A 15,443-nucleotide genomic window follows, 5' to 3' on the forward strand; every position below is an offset into this window, starting at 1 on the left:
TGGATCCCTCGCTTACGCGTCGGGTTACTATATCAACAGGCCGCGATATCAACAGGCCGCGAGGTGGATTGCCACCCAACAATGAGAATGATGCCAGCCCGCTTAGTTGGACCTAAACCATGATAAAATATGTCACGCCGCTTCTGATGTTGGTTGCATTTGCCTTTGCCGGGCGCGGCGGTGCGGATGATGTTGCCCGGCCGGCGAAAACCAATGTCGTCTACATCATGGCCGATGAGCTGGGTTACTTTGAACCATCTTACATGGGCAACCCCAATATCCAGACGCCCAACCTGGATCGCATGGCTGCCGAAGGCATCCGGTTCACCCAAGGGATGGCCGGTTCGTCGGTGTGTGCGCCGACGCGATGTTGTTTCCTAACCGGCAAGCACAGCGGTCACACTTCCGTGCGATCCAATGGTGGCGGAACACCCCTGAGGGCGGACGAAGAAACCGTCGCATCGATCCTCAAGCCGCTCGGCTATGCGACAGGCGGCTTCGGCAAATGGGGCAACGGAGGACGCGGTTCGACCGGGGTGCCCGAGAAACATGGGTTTGATGTGTTCGTCGGATATTACGATCAAGTCCACGCCCATTCGTATTACCCGCCTTACATCCTGCGAAACAGCGAAGAGATGCCATTGGCGGGGAACCATGGAAACAGTGACGGCGAAACTTATTCTCACTATGTCATCATGAACGAAGCGATGAAGTTCATCCGAGAGAACAAGGATAAGCCGTTCTTCGCTTACCTTCCCGTCACACCGCCACACGGGATCTTTGACATCCCCGACGAAGATCCGGCATGGGCGATCTATCGAGACAAGCCGTGGGACGAGCCCGCCAAACGGTATGCCGCGATGGTCACGATGTTGGACCGGCAAGTCGGCGAAGTCTTGGCGTTGCTCGACGAACTCGGACTCGAAGACAACACTCTGGTTCTGTTTAGTGGCGACAACGGTGGTGCGGACTATTTTTCGTCAAAGGATCATCCGCGAGGTGTGCATGGTGCGAACAAGCATCCCGAAACAGGTGCCGAGTTTCGTGGCAAGAAAGGTCAGCTTTACGAAGGCGGCTTGCGGATTCCATTCCTCGCGCGTTGGCCAGGAAAGATTCAACCGGGCCGCACCAGCGATCTATTGTTTTACTTCCCAGACCTATTGCCCACGATTGCCGAAGTGACCGGTGCGAAAGCTCCAGCGGATGTTGATGGCATCAGCATCTTGCCGGAACTAATCGGCGAAGAGGCCGCCGGGCATCCGCAAGCTCAGCATGAATACTTGTACTGGGAAATCAACGGCCAGACCGCCGTCCGCATGGGGAACTGGAAAGCGATCCAGCCTCGGGCTAATGCGGCGTGGGAACTCTACGACTTGGCGACTGATATCAGCGAGTCGAACGATCTCGCAACGACTCACCCGGAGGTGTTGGCCAAACTACAGGCATACGCCACGCAGGCCCACATTCCGGTGATGGAGGGAACGTTCGATTCGACCGACCTGCACGAACGTGACCGAGCCGCAAAATTCGGCGGCAAGTCACCGGCCCCCAAGAAGAATAAGCGTGGGGTGAAGAAAGCAGTCGGGATGCCGACCAAGGGAATGCTTGACAACAAGGATTGGAAGATCGTTCGGGCGAGCAGTGAAAACGTCGCGAATCAAAAGTACGCGCGCAACGCCATCGACGGGGACGAATCCACGCTTTGGCATACTAGATTCGGTGCCAACGCGGCCGAACCTCCTCACGAACTGGTGATCGATCTCGGGGCAACCCGCCGCATTGAAGGCTTCGTGTATCTTGGCCGCCAAGATGGCGGTTGGAATGGTGCCGTTAAGGATGTCGAATTCTACGTCTCCGAAGATCCCGACAAGTTTGGGACGCCGCTTGTTTCAATCACGCTGGCAAAAACGAAAGAACCTCAGCGGATCGAGTGCGAAATGAAGCAAGCCCGTTACCTACTGATGCGGACCACGACCGAGTACAGCGGCGGCGAATTTGCCACCGTCGCCGAGTTGGGCGTGATCGGAGATTGAACCGGATCGACACGCCAGGGCGTGTCGGGTTTACCGACATTTTACGGTCACAGACCACTAGCCATTCCACCCGATTGTCGCTATGCTCTCGCCTCGATCGACGATCAGTCCCCTTCAAAAATTCACATTAAGCCCCTGTTTTCACCATGTATGCCATCTTTGTTGACGGTGGACGTCAGTACCGCGTTGAGCCTGGAATGGAAATCGACGTTGATTTTCGCGATATTGCGGCCGGCGAGAATCTGCAATTCGGTACCGTTTTGGCTGTCGGCGGCGACGACGGGTTGAAGTTGGGTGCCCCGACTTTGGACGGCGTCAGCGTGACCGCGTCGGTTTTGGGGACGAAGATGGACAAGAAAATCTACGTTCAAAAGTTTCGCCGTCGCAAGCACAGCAAGAAGCGAACCGGGCACCGACAAAGCAACACCCGTGTTCGAATCGAAGAAATCGCTGGCGTCTGATCCCCACGAGTGACCACCGCCGATGCCTCATCTGGAACTTGCCGATTTTGAACTTGGGGCGGTTCTGGGCGTGGGGACGGTTGGTACGATCTACGATGCCAAGGTCCGCAGCGACATCGAAGTCGCGCCCGCCGCTTGGGCGCTGGCGGGTGAGGATCTTGCGGTTAAAAAACTGCACCCTGCCGTCAGCCGCGACGAACTGATTCAGGCTCGGTTTCGCCGTGAAATGCTGATCCTCGAACGGCTTCAGCACCCCAACATCATCGGATACTTCGGCGGCGGGACCGACGAAGGCCAGCTTTTCTACGTGATGCAGCGCGTCGACGGCGGAACGATCAAAGACCTGATCGAGTCCACCGGCCCGCTTGCTTGGCCGGTTGTCGTCGATGTCGCGCGACAGGTTTGCTCGGCGTTGCAATGTGCCCACAACCACGGCGTCATCCACCGTGATCTCAAACCGGGCAATCTATTCTTGACCCGAGACGCGCAAGTGAAGCTGGGCGATTTCGGAATCGCCCGCGATCAACATTCGGCCGATTTGACGAATCAAGGTCTCACCGTGGGCACCCACGCTTACATGGCCCCCGAGCAAATTACGGGTGAATCGACGATTTCCGGCAAGGTCGACCTGTACGCGTTGGGCTGTTGCTTGTTTGAAATGCTAAGCGGACGAAAGGTTTTCTTGGGCGAAAATTTCGCACAGCTCTTCGAGCAGCACCTTCGCAGCAATCCGCCGCACGTCCGGACGCTCGTCGGTGATGTTCCCGACGAACTCGACGAGATCATCCAACAGTGCTTGGCGAAGTCGCCCGAGAACCGACCGTTCAATGCCCGTGCCGTTCAAGGTGTGATGAATGAGATCGGTGAAAAATATCACTTGGGAGTCGGCCAGGGTGAGGAAACCGTCGGATCGCTCGCCAAACGCTCCTACGGTGGCGAAGAACCGTATGATCCAAACGCGTTGCCAGATATTGCTGCCCATAACGTGACCGAAAAAGGCCGCAGGCTGCTCGAACAGCAGATCCAAGCTCGGTTAGGAGGCATTCCTCGCGACCCCATTCCGGCATGGAAACTGCTCACCCTTGTGGCGTTGGTTGTCTTGGCTGTTATCCTCGCAGTGATCTTTTCGGGTAGTCCGACGACCTAGCCGGATGTCTCATTCGTCGTCGGGTTCGGGCCATTTGTGGGGAATGCAAACCAATGACAATTTGTTATTCTCTCCGTTCAAGCTGGCTTCGTCGGATATTCGCGATTCTTTGTCAAATCGCGCCACGTCTTCAGTTCCCACCTCAGGATACGATTTGATGTCTCGCAAGCGACGCTCACTGTTCACGCTCCCCCTACTGGCAATGTTGACCATGACGACTTCCGTCACCGCCCAAGAAAACCAAGCGGATACTGAAGACGCGGTCGGCTATTTCCTTGGTTTTTCGGTCGGCCAATCGTTTGCCGGCCAAGGTTTTGAAGATGGGGATTTCACGTTCGAAGCCATGCAAAAAGGCCTGATGGACGCGCTGGCGGGCAAGGACCCGGGGCTGAATCAGGAGCAATTGGAAGCCGCCCAAGGCAAGATCCAAGCGATGCTGCAAAAACGTCAGGCCGCCGCCGAAGTTGAGCTGAAGAAGATGGCGCTGATGAACCAAGAAAAAAGCGACGTGTGGATGAAACAAAACGCGTCGGCCGAAGGTGTCAAAGAGCTGGGCAAGGGCATCCAGTACAAGGTCATCACCGAGGGCGAAGGCGGGTCACCGACCGCCGCCGACACCGTCTCGGTTCACTACACCGGCAAATTGACCAACGGGGAAGTCTTCGATAGCAGTGTCGCTCGTGGTGAGCCGGCTCAATTCCCAGTCAATCGGGTCATCCAAGGCTGGCAAATGGCACTTCAACAAATGAAAGTCGGATCGAAGTGGATGTTGTACATCCCACCTGCGATGGCATACGGCGAAGACGGGGCGCCGCCGAAAATCGGCCCGAATGAAGTCTTGGTATTCGAAGTGGAACTCCTCGATATCCTGTAGTTGCTAAGACGCTCGTCGGTCACCCGATGTTGATCACGCGTGTCGATGACGTCGATTTCTGCGGCAAAACCGTTCTTTCCGGCGGTTTCAGTTGCGATTTTGCGGGCTGTGCGGCGGGTGAGGCTTGCGTTTGTGTCATAATTTCGTGGCCGCTCTGGCCCGATCCGGTACAATCAGACGGTCTGCCTGATCCGCATTCGGATCTCGATCGCAACTGAAACCTGAAAGGATGGCTCCCATGCTCGATGACGTTCCGCCGAACCCGGACGACGCCGCCGACGCCATTGAATCTGGCACCTGCGACCGATCGTTGTCGGTTCGCCAGGAGATCAGCCGCTCGCGACAATTGGCGGCAACGCGAATCACGGTGCCAACTCCGACGAACGGACCGATGATTTCCACAGATGTGCTGCGGGACGCGACCGAACAAGACGTGGGAGTGGATGCGCCGAATGCGGATTTCGAATCCGTTGCCGTGGCATCCGATGAACCGCTCGACCCGCCGCAAGACGAATCGGTTCGCGAGGCCGCTTCGCCGCCCGTTGCCACGACGAGTCATCATCCGATCTTGCAAAGTGTGATGCTGTTGATGTCGATGCTGGTCATGCTGGCAGTGGCTCGCTACAGCGTCCCGAGTATCGTCGAAGAGATTCGTTACGCTTGGCATCGAGGCGAATTGCGGGCGGAGTACGAGAGTGGCACCGAGGGGCTTCGCAACGTGTCGCTCGATTCACTCAGTCGCGCCTACCAGATGGTGACGTCGGCGGTCGGGCCGTCGGTCGTCCATATTGATGTCCAGCGACGGGCTACCGATAAAGAGAAACAGATGCACCAAATGCTCGGCGGTGGGATGTTCTCGCTGTCCGATCAAGGTAGCGGCGTCGTCGTGGATTCCGAGGGATACGTACTCACCAATCGACACGTGATCGTCGATGGCGAAGAGATCTCCGTCACCCTTTCAGATGGTCGTCGTTTGAAGGCCCAGGTTATCGGCACGGATTCGTTGACGGATTTAGCCGTCTTGAAAATCGACGCCGATCGCTTGATGCCCATTCAGTGGGGCGATAGCGACAAGCTGCGAGTCGGTTCACCGGTGTGGGCGGTGGGCAGCCCGTTCGGTCTCGATCGTACCATCACGTTCGGCATTTTAAGCGGCAAGCACCGTATGGTTCGCGCGGGCGAACGGCATGGATCGAGCTTCCATTATCAAGATTTCATGCAGAGCGATGTGGCCGTCAATCCGGGCAACAGCGGCGGTCCGTTGGTCGATGCGAAAGGCACCCTGGTCGGCATCAACACGGCGATCGTCGGTGACACCTACCAAGGCGTTAGCTTCTCAATCCCAAGCAATTTGTCGCGTGAAATCTACCAACGCATTCGCGAGACCGGCCGTGTTCAGCGTGGTTATCTCGGTGTCAGCTTGCAAGAAGTTCCCGACGACTTGTTGATCGGAGAGAATACGAGAGTGCGGGGTGCACTGGTAACGGGTTTGGCTAACGACGGATCACCCGCCGCCTCAGCGGGTATGTTGGCCGGCGACATTGTTCGCAAGGCTAATGACGAAGACGTGATTGATGTCGGGCACTTGATGCGAATCGTCGGCAAAGCGAACGCGGGAACGCCGGTGCGATTGCAGATTCGCCGAAACGACGCCGACTTGGAATTGACCGTTACCCTTGGTGACCGTCCCGTTGAGCTCGATCCATGACGTTTCGATAAACCGAGGCCGTCTTGAACGACATCGCCGTGTCGCTGAAACACGCATCATGCCGTGTTGCAGCGGCCTCGGACATCGTTTCCCAATCATAACGTCCTGTCACAAGGGCCTCGATTTGATCCGCCAATGAAATCGCGTTACGAGGTTCGGCCAACAACCCTTCGACGCCGTGCGTGACCGCTTCGGGCGTGCCCTCAACGCGAGTGGCGATCACGGGCACCGCCGCCGCCATCGCTTCGAGTACCACCATCGGCAAGCCCTCACCGAACAGACTTGGCAATACCATCGCGTCTAAACGCGACAATTCGCCGGGTACGTCATGGGTGAAGCCGATCCAATCGATGTGCGGACCGAGGTTGAGTTCGTTGATTTGTTGATCAATTTTGGCTCGATAGGCGTCGGTTTCAAACGGTCCGATGCACCGCAATTGAACATCGAGGCCGCGTCGATGCACTTCGCTGAGTGCATCGAGTACGACTTCGAGTCCTTTGCGGTTTCGCATCAGTGCGATCATCCCGATGGTCCAACGTCCACCGACTACCGGTCGATGATCGCGGTGCGGGCGAATCGCGGGCACACCGTTATGGACGACAGAGATGTGGTCAGTCGGGAAGCCTTGTGCGATCAAGTCCTCTCGCAAGCTGTTGGACACGCAGATCAGATGCGAGCAGTTCGCCAAACTGCGTCGTTCAATCCAGGCATTGATTCGATTGCTGACCCACCGTTCGCAATCACGTGATGCGGGACTGTGAACATGATAGATCCAAGGCTTTCCGGTCCACTTCGAAGCCAATGAAGCGATCATTGCCGTTCGAGGTGTGTGGGCGTGAAGCAAGTCATAGCTTTGCGTACGAACCAAGTCCGCCAATCGCTTGGCCACTGAGAAATCGAGCCGACTCTTCATCGGCAAGCGATGTCCATGTCCCCAACGTTCGCCCGACCGCATTTCGCATCGCTCATCAAGCATGTCGGCAAAACGTCCAGGTTTGACGCTGGCGAAATCCGCGACAACGTTTTGTTCAGGCAGACATCGACCTAAGTGTGACTGGACACGTTCGGCTCCCGAAAAATGTTCCCCGTTGACGACATGCAATACACGGATGGTGCGCGAGGCGGACGTGTCCTCGGAGCGATACGTTTCCTCCATCTTCGGAGGAACCAACATCCGCACGGTACTTGGACAAGTCGGATCGGCAAGCAGCGCATTGGCCAACGGGGTGGACGAGTTCAGCGTGGGCGGGTTCAGCGTCATCAGTCGCTCGATGGGATCAGTGGGAATCAAAGAACTTTCGCTCAAATGTGGGTCACGTCGGCTGATCATGCCAACGAATTCAAACCCCCACCTAATCGTCCTCGATTGCCGCAATCGATTTGAACGAATGCAACGGTTCTAGCGATCAGTTACAATCGGTGGTTCCCCCCTCCCGCCTGCCGGACCCCACGCCGCCATGGAATCCCAACGCATGTTGACCTCTCTCCACACGATTCGTATTTGGTTTTTGATTTTTTCCGTGATGGTTGCCTCGACCGCAAGCGCGGATCTGCCCAACGGCTCTCAAAGCAAACGTCCTAATATTCTGTTCATCATTGTCGATGATCAGTCTCCACAAGATCTTCGGGTCTATAACCCGGCATCTGAGTTGCAAACACCGCAGCTCGATCGTCTCGCCGCCGAGGGCATGGTGCTCGACGGAGCCTATCACATGGGTTCATGGTCGGGAGCCGTTTGCACGCCATCGCGTCACATGGTGATGTCCGGTCGTAGCGTCTGGCACTTGCCCAACCGGCGCGGAAAGCGAGCTCAGTCCAACGGAGTTAGGCCCGAGAACGTCCCCGAATCGCTCGAAGAATTCACCATGGCGGCAGTATTCAACCGTGCCGGTTACGACACGATGCGGACATGCAAGCAGGGCAACAGTTACGACGCCGCCAACGAACAATTCACGGTGCGGCACGACAAGACCAAACGAGGCGGCACGGCAGAAACCGGCAGCGCTTGGCACGCCGAACAAGTGCTCAACTATCTCAACGAACGCGAAGCGAATGCTGACCAAGATCCGTTCTTAATCTATTTCGGCTTTTCGCACCCGCATGACACACGCGACGGTACTCCCGAATTGTTGGCCAAGTACGGGGCGACGAATCATGACGATCCCAAGTCGTTTCCTCCCGCGAGTGACGACGCGCCTGCGTTGCCGGTCAACTACCTGCCCGAACATCCCTTTCATCATGGACATCCAGGATTGCGTGATGAAGAGAACGTCAGCGGAGTTTGGAAACGCCGCGACGAGATCACCATTCGCAATGAACTCGGTCGCGAGTTCGCGTGTAGCGAAAACATCGATCATCAAATCAAGCGGGTACTTGATCGTCTTGACGCGATGGGAGAACTTGACAACACCTATATCTTCTACACCGCCGACCACGGCATGGCGATCGGGCGGCATGGGTTGCAAGGCAAACAGAATCTGTACGAACATACCTGGCGGGTTCCGTTGATCGCCAAAGGCCCCGGCATTCCGGCGGGCCAACGGGCTCAGGGCAATGTTTATCTGATGGACGTGCTCGCGACCCTTTGTGATTTCGCCGACATCACGCCTCCGGAAACCAACGAAGGTGTTAGTTTTCGTGATGTCCTGGAAGGAAAAGCATCGACCGTTCGTGAGGTGCTTTACGGGGTCTACTGTGGCGGCACCAAGCCCGGCATGCGGTCGGTTCGAAAAGGCGATTGGAAGCTGATCAAATACGACGTCTTGGAGTCAACCGTCCGTGAGACACAGTTGTTTAACTTACGTGAGAATCCCCACGAGTTCTTGATCGAGCATCATTCGCCGCGAGTGAAAGCCTTGACGGGAATCGAGCCGACCGCCGATCAGGTTGATTTGGCCGACGACCCTCGTTATGCCGACCGACTTGCCGAGTTGGAGTCGTTGTTGCACGACGAAATGAAACGTCTCGATGATCCGTACCGTCTTTGGGATCAAGACGCCGAATGATTCGACATGAATTAGGAACTTTAATCAAAGTTTGGTTGAAAACCCCTACCGTATATTCCCAACAACCCCCCCCGCTCCGTCGAGAGAAAGAGGCAAATTATTGATTAAGAAACGTGCGTTGTGGTGGGAGCGCGCATAATCAAGTGGGCACAGAAAGTTTGGGGCGAAACTAACTTCCTGGAACCTCTCTTTCTTAATTGACACTAATGGATTCACACAATCGCGACCAGGACCGGTCGTCTCTCGGAAACAATCCTGCTTCGAGTTCTCGCTATATCCCGGTCGAATCTCAACGATTCAATTCACCCGAACCTCAAATTCCTGCCGTCAAACGGATTCCTTTGGTTGTCGTGCATCCTAATAGCATTGTCCGCTATGGGATTCATCACGCCTGGTCTACCTCGCCTTTCATCCATGTCCGTGGAGTCGCTTCGAGTTGGAAACAATTGCAGCTCAACTCGGCTGCCGAACATGCCCGTGTGGGGCTTTATGGATTGCCGGTTGCTGCCGAAGCGGATTTGAAAGTCGCCTTGGCCGAGCTAAGGATGACGATCGCCGATAATCCTCAAATCAAATGGATTGTCATGGCCAATCGGCACCCCGATTCGTGTCGCCAAGAAGCGATCGAGGCGGGAGCTTATGGGTATACGGAGAGTAATTTCAGCGCTGATCGTCTGGAATCGATGGTGTTGTGGGTCGACGCAGGACGACAAGTCGGTTTTGAATCGCCGCAGCCGGCCGAACATACCGAGCCTGCATCGATGACGGATCTGGTCATTGACGATCGACATCGCAGCGACCAAATGTTGGCCCCAGCTCAACGATCACCGTCGACGCTCAGTCGCCTGTCGGAGCGTGAACGTGAAGTGCTCGAAGGACTTGCCGTCGGTAAAACGAATCAACAGATCGCCGATACGCTGTTTCTGAGCGTCAAAACGATCGAGACTTATCGTAGCCGGCTTAAGCAAAAGCTCGGACTCAAAGACCGAGCTGAGATGGTCGCGTTCTTGCGTAGCGGTCCTTCCTAGTGCTTCGTGAAAGTCTAGTTTTAGGGTTAGTGAAGTGAGCCGACGACGCTAGCGGGCTGTTGATTTAGTCCTCATCGAAACCCGAAGCGTGAGCGAGGGATACATACAAAGGACTTAATGGTGATGAATCCCTCGCTCACGCTTCGGGTTACGATTAAATCAACACGCCGCTAGTCGCGGGCACTGCTCGACGCCCGACGCTAGCGCGTTCGGCTCACCCTAAAATTAGCTTTTGACGAAGCACTAGTTTTCCGATAGCGAAACTGGCCGAGGATCTCGGCCTTCGTCTCCAATCGCCGATTGACCGGACTGCGGAGCCCAAACGGACGTGCTCAGCCTGAGCGACACATGCGAATTTCTGGTGACCTGCCTGACAGGCACTACGCCTGCGTGTCAGGTTTCTTTTGACTTATCAACAAACTTCCGCGTTGCTTGCGAAATCGAACATAGGTTTGGGTGTCGGCCTATTCAGTGTCGACCGCGACTCGGCTGCGAGTCGCGCTTTGAACCTTGAGTCGAAGCCTTGTCTCCACGTCTATTCTAGTGAGCTACGTCTGATGAATTTCAACTTCCGTTTGGCCATTGTTGCCCTTGTTTCGTGTTTTGTTGCTGTCGAAGGTTTTGCCGCGACAACTGATTCTCAAAAGTTCACGGTCACTGTGCCCGCGAACATTTCGATTGTGGCACCGATCGATGCCGCAATCACCCACGATGAATCCAATTCCAATCAACCTTTTCCGCCCCAGTCATGGCAAGTAGTTGGCAACTCGATCGCTGGTGTTTCCGTTGCGTTCTCGACCGGGTCGGCGTTCGTTCATAAAACCGATCCGACTTATAAGAAGGACGTCGTTCTCGGCCTGAGCGTTGGCACCGCGAGTGGGCCAGGCGTTTGGACCGTTAATCAACCCACCGATACGACGGATCATACCAACAGCGATAACGTCGCTACCGTGACCGCCTCCAGCAACGGCACGACCATCGCCACATTCGCATTGGCCGTTAGTTTTGTTACCGGTACCTATGGGACATTTCCTGCAGGTGATTACGAGACCACGGTCACCGGCACCGTCACGGCCAACTGATCGATGTTGCGTTGAACGGGACGTACGAGTGATTGGTTCGAGCTTCACTCCGTAAGGCGGAGTGAATTTCGAACGTTCTTGTCAGGGTTTGTCGGTATTCTTGGCGGAATTCACTTTGGGTAGCTTTTGACGTGTCATGGTTGAGGGTCTGGCAATCGTTGTGATTGCCGCCACTCGGAATCAACCAAGCTCATGTCAATGAAGTCTTCGATTTTCACGATCGCAGCTCTTTCCATTGCGATGATGTCCTTGATCGACATGCGGCCGACCCAAGCCCAGACAACAGCACGCCAACGGTTCCGAGTTGCCGTACCGTCGAACATCTCGATCGTCGCACCCGATGAGGCAGTCATCACCCACGACGAAACCAATTCCAATCAGGTCTTTCCCGCCCAGCGGTGGTCCGTTGTTGGAAACACAATGTCGGGTGTTTCGGTTTCGTTCTCCACGCCGACACCGTTCATACATGTCGATAACCCCAGTTATAAGCGGGATGCCCGCTTAGGACTGGTGATTTCTTCGTCATCGGGACCAGGCGGTTGGGTCGTGACCCAGCCTTTTGACATGACCGATTACGCCAGCAACGACAATTCTGCAACTGTGACCGCGCGAAGCAACGCAACCGGAGCGGCTTCGTTTGGTTTAAGCGTCACGTTCGTGACCGGCACCTACGGAAGTTTTCCGGCGGGGATCTACGAGACCACCGTCGTCGGCACGATCACGGCAAACTAGTGAAATGAGCATATGCCCAAGTTTCACGATCGTGTTTCCCGGTTCGTCATCCCACTGTTCAAATTGCGCGTTAACGCAATCGGCATTGGCAAGCACGAGGTTGACAGAGTATGCACACAACTTGAATCGTTTTTTCAAAAATGGTGTCTTTTGTACATTGCTCGCTATCTTGCGTTTTTATCCCATCTTGTTGATTGCATCGCTGACTGCGATGTCGCTGTGTAGTGCGTGCGTCTATCGCCCGTTGCCACACCGCACGTCGGTCGATGAGCTGATCCAAGAATCGCTCGACCGATCCAATGCGCACCAAGTCGGCGACGATCAATTGGTTCACGCCGACTTCCCCATCCTGATTGACGAAGAACTCGTCGGCGGAGGCGGAGCATGGCCGATCGACCAAGCCGTCATATCGGCGATGGGCGGCGTGGCGGTCGGACCGGCAAGAGACGATTTAATCAACGAAGATTTCTTTGAAACCGACGTCCGCGAAGTCCTCACGACGCTAACGACCGAAGCCCGATTGGACTTGGTCATGGATGACAATGTCGGGGGAATTGTCAATGCGACGTGTCGCGACCTGACGATCGACCAAGCGATTCGAAAAATCCTCTTGCCATTGGGTTTAGCCTACGCATGGAAGGGTGAGCAACTCATCGTCGCGCCGGCCGATCCGACTTCGCCACTGTTTTCGCTGGTGTCGGTCAAGCGAAACTATCGACCCTTGCACATGGAGAGCAAAGCATTGATGGAAACGGTGCCGAGTTCATGGTTGCAATACGTGACTTCGATCGAATCCGCCAAACTGCTTTTGGTTCAAGCCCCCCAATCGATCGCCGACGAAATCTTGGAGCGTTTCCAGACCGTCGACCAACCAGTTCCTCAAGTCGTCTTGGAAGCAATCATTTGTGTTGTTTCGCCCGATTCGGGTTTCCAATTCGGGCTCGATTGGCAACACGCCGTCGAACTCGAAGGGGCCAAATCACTCGCGCTCGGTGCGACCGGCCTCGCGCTCAATGGCGAAGTCAGTAAGGCCGGATTGAGTGAGGTGTTTAGCGAGTTCAGCAGTACGTCGGCATTCATCAAATTGCTCAATGAACACGGTTACTTGACCATCCGCGCGTCACCTCATGTGATGGCCAAAGACGGCGAGCAAGCCAACATTGCGATCAACCGGGAAACGTTCTTCTCAGTGCAGCCGCCTGGTAACCAAGGAGCCAACGCTGTTTTCTTTCAACAAGACATTCAGAAGGTTGACGCCGGGATCACGCTAGATATCACTCCTCACATTCGTGGTGATGTGGTCACGATTGCTATCGAGAAAGCTGAAGTCAGCGAAGACGTGCGAACGGCCAACAACGAATTATCCGTCAACCCGTTTCCGGTGATAAATCGACGCAGTGTTTCGACGACGGTCAGCGTCAAAGACGGCAAAACCATCGTAATCGGGGGTTTGGTTCAGCGAGAAACCATCGATCGCGTCAATCGCGTTCCGGGTCTGAGCCGGTTGCCCCTGGTGGGCTATCTTTTCCAAACGACCCAGCGTCAAACTCGCGACGCCGAAGTGGTGATCTTTATCTCGCCACGAATCATTCGAGCCGGTTGCACCGCTGTTTGCGAGGCGACCTACGAAACGGACAATGACCAAGATCTGCCATGATTTATCCTCGCTCCCATCGCATTCGCACAGTGCCCGTTGCGCGTCCATTCTTACATTACCTTTTGGCCAGTTTGTTGATTGCCGGCGTCTTGGGTTTGCCAGAGACGCGTACAGCGAACGCAGAAGACCCGTTGCCAGAGACGATTCAACAAGGTCGACGTGTTTCCCTTGTACAAAGTGTTGAGCCGTCGTTCCGTGTCGACCCGGTTGTGCAGCGATTGTTGGGACGTCGCGGTGAGACGCTCCCGTTCTCTTTTGAACTTGCGTCGACCGGCAAAGTCATGAATCTTGAGGTCCGGCCGGTGAACCTTCGTCAGGAAGAATCGGGAATCATCCTGCACGACGACCAAAGCGAACCAGCCGAGGGTGTTACCTTTACATCCCCGACCGAGTTCGTCTTGGGGCCAGGCGAAAAAGTCAAGATCGAGGGAACGATTAAAGTCCCACTGACTCGAACCAATTACATCTCGTTCGGCTTGTTGGTGCGAGACAGCGGGCAGCTTGATCGCGGGAACAACGACAATGTGGACGACGGAACGGTTCGCGCGGCGATCCGTTTCGTGACGCAGTATGTCTTGCGGGTTGACATCGAAACGGGTGAACAAGACGTCGGTGATATGGATCAATTGTTTTTTGATCACGCCGAACTAGTTGAAAAGAACGGACTGCCATTCGTCCGCGCCTACCTCACTAACCCGACTCCATTCGCGTTGGAATCGCAAGTTCGTGCGTCGCTGGTTGATTCATCCGGACGGGATACCGATCCGGTTCGTTTAAATATGGCTTCGCGGGCGACACTACCCGACGAGCAAAAGTATCTCGTTCGCATCATGCCTCTGAGTCGTCTGCGACTCGAAGGTCCCATCGACGGAGCAATCGCAACCGGCAATTACGGACTGGAAGTCAAACTGAGCAATGGTCGTCGCGTGATGGTCAAACGCTCGTTCCCGATTACCATCGATTCGTCCGGTTATCGTGGAATGCGAACCAAGCTCGTGACCCTTCCCGATGGCATCTCGGTGCATCCGACACAAATTGAATTGGGACGCGTCGCCGGCACCGAGCGGATGACCACTTTGCACCTGAGCAATCATGGCGAGCAACCTCGCGAGATCGAGCTGATCCCAAAAGATTATCAAGGCAACCTGATCCAAGACGTGATGCTGTCGAGCAAGAAGTTCACGCTCAAACCGGGCCGCACTCAAACAGTGCGTGCGATGTTACGAGGCGCCAACGAAACGGACTATCAATGGGGAACGATCGCCGTATCGAGCGATGACAACCAAACCGATCTGGATCTCGCGTTGGTGCATGGCACACGGCCGGAAATGCGTTTAGTTCCGGGTGAAATTCAATGGGCTAATTTGCCCAGCGGTAACGCGTTTGTGATCAAGATCGAGAATCAGGGCGAAGCATTCGAACCGTTGTTCGCTGAGCTGAAAATCGCCGCGACAAGCGGTCACCCGTTGGACTTGTCCGAAGGATTCGGGCGTTGGCTTCCACCCGGCAAAACACGCGAGCTTCAATTCTATGTTCCCGACCGAACGCCACCGGGGTCTTATCAAATCATCTTGAAAGTCACCTCGCGAGACGACGCACTCGTCGCCGATCGAACACTGGTCCTGGAGCTCACCGAAGAAATGCTCCGGCCCAGCCAACTGATCTCTCGCTGATCACGACGGAATCGGGTGTGTTATACTGGATGGCCTGCGAATT

Annotated in this window: 12 protein-coding genes; 11 read left to right on the forward strand and 1 reads right to left on the reverse strand. The window is 55.4% G+C overall.

The window, feature by feature from the left end; all coding sequences use genetic code 11:
* Nucleotides 1–119: 119 nt before the first annotated feature.
* The 5 genes from Pla100_RS00945 (at nucleotide 120) to Pla100_RS00965 (ending at nucleotide 6,223) form a co-directional block, all read left to right on the forward strand.
* A complete protein-coding gene (locus tag Pla100_RS00945) occupies nucleotides 120–2,033 on the forward strand; it encodes a sulfatase-like hydrolase/transferase (protein WP_197167616.1) in 1,914 nt (637 codons plus the stop codon).
* Nucleotides 2,034–2,179: 146 nt separating this feature from the next.
* Nucleotides 2,180–2,494 (forward strand): 50S ribosomal protein L21, encoded by a 315-nt coding sequence (gene rplU / locus Pla100_RS00950; RefSeq protein WP_146575831.1) that lies wholly within the window; start codon nucleotides 2,180–2,182, stop codon nucleotides 2,492–2,494.
* Between the two features lie 22 nt (nucleotides 2,495–2,516).
* Complete coding sequence (locus Pla100_RS00955) at nucleotides 2,517–3,641, forward strand: serine/threonine protein kinase (protein ID WP_146575832.1); 1,125 nt, start codon at nucleotides 2,517–2,519, stop codon at nucleotides 3,639–3,641.
* Nucleotides 3,642–3,852: 211 nt separating this feature from the next.
* Nucleotides 3,853–4,515: an FKBP-type peptidyl-prolyl cis-trans isomerase gene (locus Pla100_RS00960; RefSeq protein WP_146575833.1), complete on the forward strand. Its 663-nt coding sequence runs from the start codon at nucleotides 3,853–3,855 to the stop codon at nucleotides 4,513–4,515.
* A 238-nt stretch (nucleotides 4,516–4,753) separates the two neighbouring features.
* Nucleotides 4,754–6,223, forward strand: a complete 1,470-nt coding sequence (locus Pla100_RS00965; protein WP_390620540.1) for a S1C family serine protease — start codon at nucleotides 4,754–4,756, stop codon at nucleotides 6,221–6,223.
* Here Pla100_RS00965 and Pla100_RS00970 read toward each other — a convergent pair.
* Nucleotides 6,186–7,379 carry a glycosyltransferase family 4 protein gene (locus Pla100_RS00970; RefSeq protein WP_231602723.1) on the reverse strand — a complete coding sequence of 398 codons (1,194 nt, stop codon included), beginning with the start codon at nucleotides 7,377–7,379 and terminating at the stop codon, nucleotides 6,186–6,188. The genes Pla100_RS00965 and Pla100_RS00970 overlap by 38 nt on opposite strands.
* A 316-nt stretch (nucleotides 7,380–7,695) precedes the next feature.
* Here Pla100_RS00970 and Pla100_RS00975 point away from each other — a divergent pair, with 316 nt between their 5' ends.
* The 6 genes from Pla100_RS00975 (at nucleotide 7,696) to Pla100_RS01000 (ending at nucleotide 15,400) form a co-directional block, all read left to right on the forward strand.
* Nucleotides 7,696–9,228, forward strand: coding sequence for a sulfatase-like hydrolase/transferase (locus Pla100_RS00975; protein ID WP_390620541.1), 1,533 nt, complete (start codon nucleotides 7,696–7,698; stop codon nucleotides 9,226–9,228).
* Between the two features lie 206 nt (nucleotides 9,229–9,434).
* Nucleotides 9,435–10,256 (forward strand): helix-turn-helix transcriptional regulator, encoded by an 822-nt coding sequence (locus tag Pla100_RS00980; protein ID WP_146575835.1) that lies wholly within the window; start codon nucleotides 9,435–9,437, stop codon nucleotides 10,254–10,256.
* 557 nt (nucleotides 10,257–10,813) lie between these two features.
* Nucleotides 10,814–11,338 (forward strand): hypothetical protein, encoded by a 525-nt coding sequence (locus Pla100_RS00985; protein ID WP_231602522.1) that lies wholly within the window; start codon nucleotides 10,814–10,816, stop codon nucleotides 11,336–11,338.
* A 198-nt stretch (nucleotides 11,339–11,536) separates the two neighbouring features.
* A complete protein-coding gene (locus tag Pla100_RS00990; protein WP_231602524.1) occupies nucleotides 11,537–12,070 on the forward strand; it encodes a hypothetical protein in 534 nt (177 codons plus the stop codon).
* A 121-nt stretch (nucleotides 12,071–12,191) separates the two neighbouring features.
* Nucleotides 12,192–13,727 carry a type II secretion system protein GspD gene (locus Pla100_RS00995; RefSeq protein WP_231602526.1) on the forward strand — a complete coding sequence of 512 codons (1,536 nt, stop codon included), beginning with the start codon at nucleotides 12,192–12,194 and terminating at the stop codon, nucleotides 13,725–13,727.
* Nucleotides 13,724–15,400 (forward strand): COG1470 family protein, encoded by a 1,677-nt coding sequence (locus Pla100_RS01000; protein ID WP_146575836.1) that lies wholly within the window; start codon nucleotides 13,724–13,726, stop codon nucleotides 15,398–15,400. Before Pla100_RS00995 ends, Pla100_RS01000 begins: the two co-directional genes overlap by 4 nt.
* Nucleotides 15,401–15,443: the final 43 nt, after the last annotated feature.

Origin of the sequence: Neorhodopirellula pilleata, assembly GCF_007859915.1 — a bacterium.
In the GTDB taxonomy this organism is placed as follows: domain Bacteria; phylum Planctomycetota; class Planctomycetia; order Pirellulales; family Pirellulaceae; genus Rhodopirellula; species Rhodopirellula pilleata.

Excerpts from the sequence above, each read along its gene's own strand:
- Pla100_RS00965 (WP_390620540.1), top strand. The coding sequence starts at position 4,754 with ATGCTCGATGACGTTCCGCCGAACCCGGACGACGCCGCCGACGCCATT.
- Pla100_RS00945 (WP_197167616.1), top strand. The coding sequence starts at position 120 with ATGATAAAATATGTCACGCCGCTTCTGATGTTGGTTGCATTTGCCTTT.
- Pla100_RS00985 (WP_231602522.1), top strand. The coding sequence starts at position 10,814 with ATGAATTTCAACTTCCGTTTGGCCATTGTTGCCCTTGTTTCGTGTTTT.
- Pla100_RS00980 (WP_146575835.1), top strand. The coding sequence starts at position 9,435 with ATGGATTCACACAATCGCGACCAGGACCGGTCGTCTCTCGGAAACAAT.
- Pla100_RS00975 (WP_390620541.1), top strand. The coding sequence starts at position 7,696 with ATGTTGACCTCTCTCCACACGATTCGTATTTGGTTTTTGATTTTTTCC.
- Pla100_RS00960 (WP_146575833.1), top strand. The coding sequence starts at position 3,853 with ATGACGACTTCCGTCACCGCCCAAGAAAACCAAGCGGATACTGAAGAC.
- rplU (WP_146575831.1), top strand. The coding sequence starts at position 2,180 with ATGTATGCCATCTTTGTTGACGGTGGACGTCAGTACCGCGTTGAGCCT.
- Pla100_RS00955 (WP_146575832.1), top strand. The coding sequence starts at position 2,517 with ATGCCTCATCTGGAACTTGCCGATTTTGAACTTGGGGCGGTTCTGGGC.
- Pla100_RS00990 (WP_231602524.1), top strand. The coding sequence starts at position 11,537 with ATGAAGTCTTCGATTTTCACGATCGCAGCTCTTTCCATTGCGATGATG.
- Pla100_RS00970 (WP_231602723.1), bottom strand. The coding sequence starts at position 7,379 with ATGGAGGAAACGTATCGCTCCGAGGACACGTCCGCCTCGCGCACCATC.
- Pla100_RS01000 (WP_146575836.1), top strand. The coding sequence starts at position 13,724 with ATGATTTATCCTCGCTCCCATCGCATTCGCACAGTGCCCGTTGCGCGT.